The 5,935-nt window shown below is 56.9% G+C and carries 6 protein-coding genes; 3 read left to right on the top strand and 3 right to left on the bottom strand.

Going from position 1 to position 5,935, the window contains the following annotated elements; genetic code table 11:
• The first annotated feature begins 19 nt into the window (after positions 1-19).
• Both hflC and ABYV89_RS13755 read left to right on the top strand, forming a co-directional pair.
• Positions 20-949, top strand: a complete 930-nt coding sequence (gene hflC / locus ABYV89_RS13760) for a protease modulator HflC (RefSeq protein WP_432823515.1) — start codon at positions 20-22, stop codon at positions 947-949.
• A 94-nt stretch (positions 950-1,043) separates the two neighbouring features.
• Positions 1,044-1,721: a spermidine synthase gene (locus ABYV89_RS13755; protein WP_432823514.1), complete on the top strand. Its 678-nt coding sequence runs from the start codon at positions 1,044-1,046 to the stop codon at positions 1,719-1,721.
• Between the two features lie 141 nt (positions 1,722-1,862).
• Here the strand turns inward: ABYV89_RS13755 and greB are convergent, their stop codons facing one another.
• The 3 genes from greB to ABYV89_RS13740 all read right to left on the bottom strand — a co-directional run bounded on the left by greB (position 1,863) and on the right by ABYV89_RS13740 (position 5,316).
• Positions 1,863-2,360 (bottom strand): transcription elongation factor GreB, encoded by a 498-nt coding sequence (gene greB / locus ABYV89_RS13750; protein WP_432823513.1) that lies wholly within the window; start codon positions 2,358-2,360, stop codon positions 1,863-1,865.
• A gap of 311 nt (positions 2,361-2,671) precedes the next feature.
• On the bottom strand, positions 2,672-3,946 hold the full coding sequence (locus ABYV89_RS13745; protein WP_432823512.1) for an L-lactate MFS transporter: 1,275 nt from the start codon (positions 3,944-3,946) through the stop codon (positions 2,672-2,674).
• An 806-nt stretch (positions 3,947-4,752) separates the two neighbouring features.
• A complete protein-coding gene (locus ABYV89_RS13740; protein ID WP_432823511.1) occupies positions 4,753-5,316 on the bottom strand; it encodes an elongation factor P in 564 nt (187 codons plus the stop codon).
• A gap of 184 nt (positions 5,317-5,500) precedes the next feature.
• Here ABYV89_RS13740 and ABYV89_RS13735 point away from each other — a divergent pair.
• A partial coding sequence (locus ABYV89_RS13735; protein WP_432823510.1) for an elongation factor P occupies positions 5,501-5,935 on the top strand: 435 nt, incomplete at its 3' end.

Here is a 5,935-nt window from a genome sequence, read left to right as displayed (position 1 = left end):
TGGAAGGAGGGGCAAAATAATGAAAGCACCCGTTTTCTTTGTGGTCATAGCGGCCCTGATTGTTATCGGCATGGGCAGCCTCTTCGTGGTTAACGAAGCGGAACAGGCGGTCCTGACCCAGTTCGGCAAGCCGGTAGGCGACGTGGTCGGCCCCGGCCTGCACCTGAAGATCCCCTTTGTGCAGAACGTCAACCGGTTTGAAAAACGGATTCTGAAATGGGACGGCGATCCCAACCAGATTCCGACCAAGGACAAGAAATTCATCTGGGTCGACACCACCGCCCGCTGGCGCATCATTGACCCCCTGCTCTTCTACAAGACAGTCGCCACCGAGCGCGGCGCCCTGAGCCGCCTTGACGACATCATCGATTCGGTAGTGCGCGATGCGGTCTCCGGTCACCTGCTGGTCGAACTGGTGCGCGGCAGCGACTACAAAACCCAGGACAGCAGCGAAGAACGCTTTCTGGTCGAAGGCGTCGAAATCAAAAAAGAAGAACTGGTCGGCCGCGAAGAGATTTTTGCCGACATCCTGGAAAAAGCCCGGGCCAGCACCCCCGAGTACGGCATCGAATTGCTCGACGTACAGATCAAGCGGATCAACTACGTGGAGCAGGTTCGGGTCAGGGTCTACGAGCGGATGATCAACGAGCGCAAGAAGGTCGCCGCCCAGTACCGCTCCGAAGGCGAGGGGGAAAAGGCCGAGATTCTCGGCAAGATGGGGCGCGAACTGAAGGAGATCAGTTCCGAAGCCTACCGCAAAGTGCTCGAGGTGCGCGGCGCGGCGGATGCCGAGGCGGCGGCGATCTATGCCGAGGCCTACAACCAGGACAAGGAGTTCTACGCTTTCTTGCGGACCATGGAATCGTACAAGAAGGCGATCCAGGACAATGGCCGGTTGGTCATTTCAACCGATTCGGACTACTACAAATACCTGAAAGAAGCCGAGTAATAATTTCCGGAACATTGCGGAACCGGAACAATGAATAAACAGGAGCGGGGATGGTCGTCATGACCGTCCCCGCTTCCCTCGTTAAGGTGTCATCATGGCCAAACCCTGGAAGACCATCGAAAGTATCCCCACCGACGAAGGGGTGCTCGAACTGCGCCAGCGCGATGAGCGCGATTTTCTGATCACCGTAGGCGGCCTGGTGCTGATGAACAGCCTGGCCAACCGCTCCGAGGTGGTGCTCGGCCAACTCGGCTGCAAACACCTGCGCAGCCACCCGGCCCCGCGGGTGCTGGTCGGCGGCCTCGGCATGGGCTTTACCCTCAAGGCCGTGCTCGACAGCCTGCCGGAGACGGCGCAGGTGGTGGTGGCCGAACTCAACCCGGTGGTTCTCAAGTGGTGCCAAGGCCCTCTAGCCGCACTGACCGACAACGCGGTGAACGACCCCCGCGTCAGCGTCGAGATCACCGATGTCGCCGATCGGGTGCGCCGCACCGCGAAGGAATCAGCGGTCGGGCGCTTCGACGCCATCGTCTTCGACCTCTACAAGGGGCCGCATTATCGCACCGATTCGCGCAACGACCCGCTCTACGGCAGCCGGGCCATCGACTTTGCCAAGGAGGCCCTGAATAACAAGGGGGTGTTTGCCATCTGGGGGGAAAATTACGATGAAGGCTTCGTCAAGCGACTGCGCAGCGCCGGTTTCGAAGTCAGCAGCCAACGGCCCGGCCGCGGCGGTTTGCGACATGTCGTGTTTGTCGGTGCCAAAAAATAGAACGTCGCGAATACTGCGGGAGGTACCGACATCGACATCGCTCCTCCCGCCAACGACCCTGCTTCAAACTTGACGCCAGCTTTTTCTCGCCTGGACATCCCCTCGCTAAAAAACCATGCCACATCATTCCGGCAACAACGATCAATCCAGCGACAGGTACGCAACTTTGGTGATCTCCAACTCTTCCATGCCGCCGGGTGTCCTGAACGCCACCAGGTCCCCCTCGGAACGGCCAAGCAGCGCCTTACCGATGGGCGAGACCCAACTGATATGACCTTTGGACAGATCGATCTCATCGACACCGACGATGCTGAAGGTCTTCTCTTCGCCGGCCTCGTTTTCTACCGTTACCGTGCAGCCGAACAGCACCCGGTCGCCGGCAACATTTTTCTGTTCGAGTGGATCGACGACCTCTGCGGCATGCAGACGCTTCTGCAGAAAATGAATGCGACTGTCGATCTGCCGCAACCGGCGTTTGCCGTAGTGGTAATCGGCGTTTTCCGAACGATCTCCGTTGGAGGCGGCCCAGGCGACGGTATTGACCATCTCGGGGCGCTTCACGTAGAGCAGGTCTTTCAACTCGGCCCGCAGGCGCGCGGCGCAGTTGATGGTCATGTAGATGCGTTGCTGCTCTGTCATTCCTTCTCCGTTCAACCTATATATCCATCAGGACCGAATCTCATCTTACCATAGAGTGCCGACATCCAGCAGATGTCCTGGGCGGCACCATGTTGGCATTTCCCCGTTGGCCAAGCGGGACTTTAGCCGGTCCAGGCCCATCTTTTCAAGTTCTTTACTCACCACAAGGAATTTAATCAGAAAGCGAAGGACCGGGGCGCCATGATCTCGCTTGTGCATTCGATCGAACATTTGACGCGAGCACTTTTCGGGCAAAAAAAAGCCCCGGAGGGAGCCGGGGCGATTTGCATCAAAATGTAGGGAGGTTATGTTCAGTCGGCTTTCTGAACAACCAGATCTTCTTCGAAAGCGGTGACCGGAGCTTCGACGGCCACTTTGGCAGTTTTGGGACGGAGTGAAAGTGCCATCATGGCGCCGACCAGCAGCATCACACCGGCCGCCGTGAAAGACACCGTGGAGTTGCCGAACTTGGCGGTAAGAGCGGCCGAGAGTTTGACCAACACGAAGGCGCCAACGCCCCAGGCGGAGAAGAGGATGCCGTAGTTCATGCCGTAGTTTTTGCTGCCCCAGTAATCCTTGGCGAAGGAAGGGAAGAGGGACAGGTTGGTGCCGTAGTTGAAGCCGATGAAGGTCGCCAGCAGGGTGACGATGACGGCACTGGAGTTGGCGTTACCAACCACCGCGATGGCGGCGAACATGAGGCATGCCTGGAAGACCAGCATGATGGTCAGGGTAGCGGCGCGACCGATCTTGTCGGACAGAACCCCGGCGACAACCCGGCCGGCGGCGTTACCAACGGCCATGACGGCCACGGCGATAAAGGCATATTCACCCATGCTTTTCTTGGCGATGCCGGCGATACTGCCGATCACCATCAGGCCGGCGCCGGCGCCGATGAAGTAGGTCAGCCACAGGGTGTAGAAACGACCTTCCTTGAGCATTTCCATCGGGGTTTTGTCGGCCGCAGAACTCTTCTTGGCGGCGGCGCTGCCGGCGGCCGGCGCACCTTCGGGAACAAAACCCGCCGGGGGATTGGTGACAAACATGGCCATGCCGCAGACGATGGCGATAAAGGCGATGCCGAGAATCATCATGGTGCTGTGCAGGCCGTAGCTGCCGAGCAGGTATTTACAGACCGGGGCCAGGTAAACCGGCGCGATTCCGAAACCGGCAACGACGATTCCGGCGATCAGACCGGTTTTGGCCGAGGAAAACCACTTGAGGGCGGGAGGCGTTGCGGCGGAGTAGCCGAAGCCGAAGCCGAGCCCGGCGAGGATGCCGAAGCCGAAGACCCAGCCCCAGTAGTTGGAGGTCTGGGAACAGACGATAAAGCCGGCGCCGACCAGCAGGCCACCGAGGATCGCGGTCAGGCGGGGACCAACCTTGTCCTGCATCTTGCCGCCAAGGATCATGGATAATGCAAAAGCGAGGCAGGCGGTGGCATAGGGGTCGCCGGCACCGCTGAACAGTTTACCGATGTCGCCTTTAAGCATGCTGTAGGCGTAAAGGATACCCAAGACCAGGTTGATGCCGGTACCGGCCATGACTACGGTCCAACCCTTGTTTTTTATTTGCTGGTTACTCATGACATTTTCCTCCTTGATGTGGATGGCTGTATCGCTGTGATAGAGAGACATATACTTCATCTGGAAAGGGAGGGGCCATCTGGCTTTGAACGACGGCACTTCGGGCCTTCCGTTCTGTGGTCTGTCAACCATGCCTTCCCCCGCTCCCTGTTTTTCGTTAACTGCTGCACCGGTAAAAATCTTCTGCCGTTCTCTTTCGATGCGCTGCGGAAATTGTGAAGCCAGTTGCTGAAACCTTGAACATGCCGCGTGGCGGGCACTGCAGTAATCAACTATCATCTTCACATCGTGCGGCGAGATATACCCGCAACCGACATCGCAATAATCTTCATTTTTTCTAAAGTAGGGACAAAGTGTTTTTCCTGACATGTCCTGCGGCCTCGCCTTCTGGTTTCGAGCGCCAGTGACTGTGTTTGTGTATACAGAAAAGCAACGGCCATACCAATGTTTTAAAATAATTTGCTTTATTTTTTAAAATAATGATTTCAATTACTTGCGCATGGCAGTAGAGGATTAAAATCAGTCCGCATCGATCGCTGTTTTTTGCACAAATGCAAAACTACCACCTGTTACGCCTTGGCAATGGGGCGGGACAAACCCGACAGAGCGGCAATTGCAGTGGATATTAACGAGGGAGAAAGGACACTTAGAGATTTTCAAAACAAAGTTTTGCAATCGTGCAAAGGGGATCGCAAAGAGCTTTTGCATGATTGCAAAACACCGACAGCAGCGGGGGCGCCTCGTAGGCAGATAAAAAGGCCGCCCCGGAAAGGGGCGGCCTCTAAACAGATAAACCACTGAATCTACTAGGCTCTTGAGACAAAACGCCCTTCACGGGTATCGACCTTGATAAGTTCACCGGACTCCAGGTATCCCGGCACCTGAATCCGCAACCCGGTTTCGAGCAGGGCCTCCTTGGTCTGGGCGGTGGCGGTGGCGTTTCTGATTGCCGGCGCCGTTTCGGTGACGGTCAGCTCCACGGTCATCGGCGGGTCGATGCTGACCACCCGGCCCTGGAAGACACCGAGCTGAACATCGGCCCCCTCGAGCAGGAAGCCTTGCACCGGCTCGAAGAGCTCTTCATTGATTTCGTACTGCTCGTAGTTTTCCAGGTCCATGAAAACGCCGCCGTCGCCGGCCGCGTAGAGAAACTGCCCCTTGCGTCGTTCGAAGTCAGCCTCGTCGGCCTTGTCGCCAGACTTGAAGGTTTTTTCAAGAACCTGGGCGGTCAGCAGGTTGCGGTACTTGATCTTGACCAGGGTGTTACCGCCCCGGGCCGACGGGGACTGGGTGGTGTAATCGAGAATCAGGCAGGGGGCGTTGTCGAGCTGGATAACCAGGCCGCGTTTGAAATCTGCGGTCGTAATCATGAAAGATCTCCTTGAGAAAGTGTTGGGCGGCGTGAATGTAGCACAAAGAGCGGTCGCGACACAATCGTTCACAGGCGAATTTTTCGGTGACAAGCAAGCATCGATTGTGTTTTAATGCTACGTTTTAAAAAATCTCCACTTACCTGCTGACCACTCAATATTAAAAAATAGAAGGAGCTTTACCATGTACAACTGCGCCGACCTGAAAAAAGGACTCAAGCTGATGATCGACGGTGAGCCCCACGTCATCGCCCAGTTCGACTTCACCAAGCCCGGCAAGGGCCAGGCCCTCTATAAATGCAAGTTGCGCAACATGATCACCGGCTCCCTCTTCGACCGCACCTACCGCTCCGGTGAGAGCTTCGAACCGGCCGCCCTGGAAGACCGCGAAATGCAGTTTCTCTACCAGGATGAAAGCGGCTACGTCTTCATGGACAACAAGAACTACGAGCAGGTGACCCTGACCGAAGAGACCCTGGGCGACGACCATTATTTTCTCCGAGACAACATGGACGTCAAAATCCTGCTCTTCAACGGTCGCGGCATCGGCATCACCCTGCCCAACTTCGTCAACCTGCGGGTCACCCAGGCCGACCCCTGGGTCAAGGGCGACACCGCC

Source organism: Trichloromonas sp., from assembly GCF_041583255.1.
Taxonomy (GTDB): Bacteria; Desulfobacterota; Desulfuromonadia; order Desulfuromonadales; family Trichloromonadaceae; genus Trichloromonas.
Note: the sequence above shows the minus strand (reverse complement) of the source record. Positions and strands in the feature narration are given on the sequence as shown.

Coding starts and splice junctions, on each gene's coding strand:
- greB (WP_432823513.1), bottom strand. CDS start 2,360: ATGACAGAGCAGCAACGCATCTACATGACCATCAACTGCGCCGCGCGC.
- ABYV89_RS13740 (WP_432823511.1), bottom strand. CDS start 5,316: ATGATTACGACCGCAGATTTCAAACGCGGCCTGGTTATCCAGCTCGAC.
- hflC (WP_432823515.1), top strand. CDS start 20: ATGAAAGCACCCGTTTTCTTTGTGGTCATAGCGGCCCTGATTGTTATC.
- ABYV89_RS13745 (WP_432823512.1), bottom strand. CDS start 3,946: ATGAGTAACCAGCAAATAAAAAACAAGGGTTGGACCGTAGTCATGGCC.
- ABYV89_RS13755 (WP_432823514.1), top strand. CDS start 1,044: ATGGCCAAACCCTGGAAGACCATCGAAAGTATCCCCACCGACGAAGGG.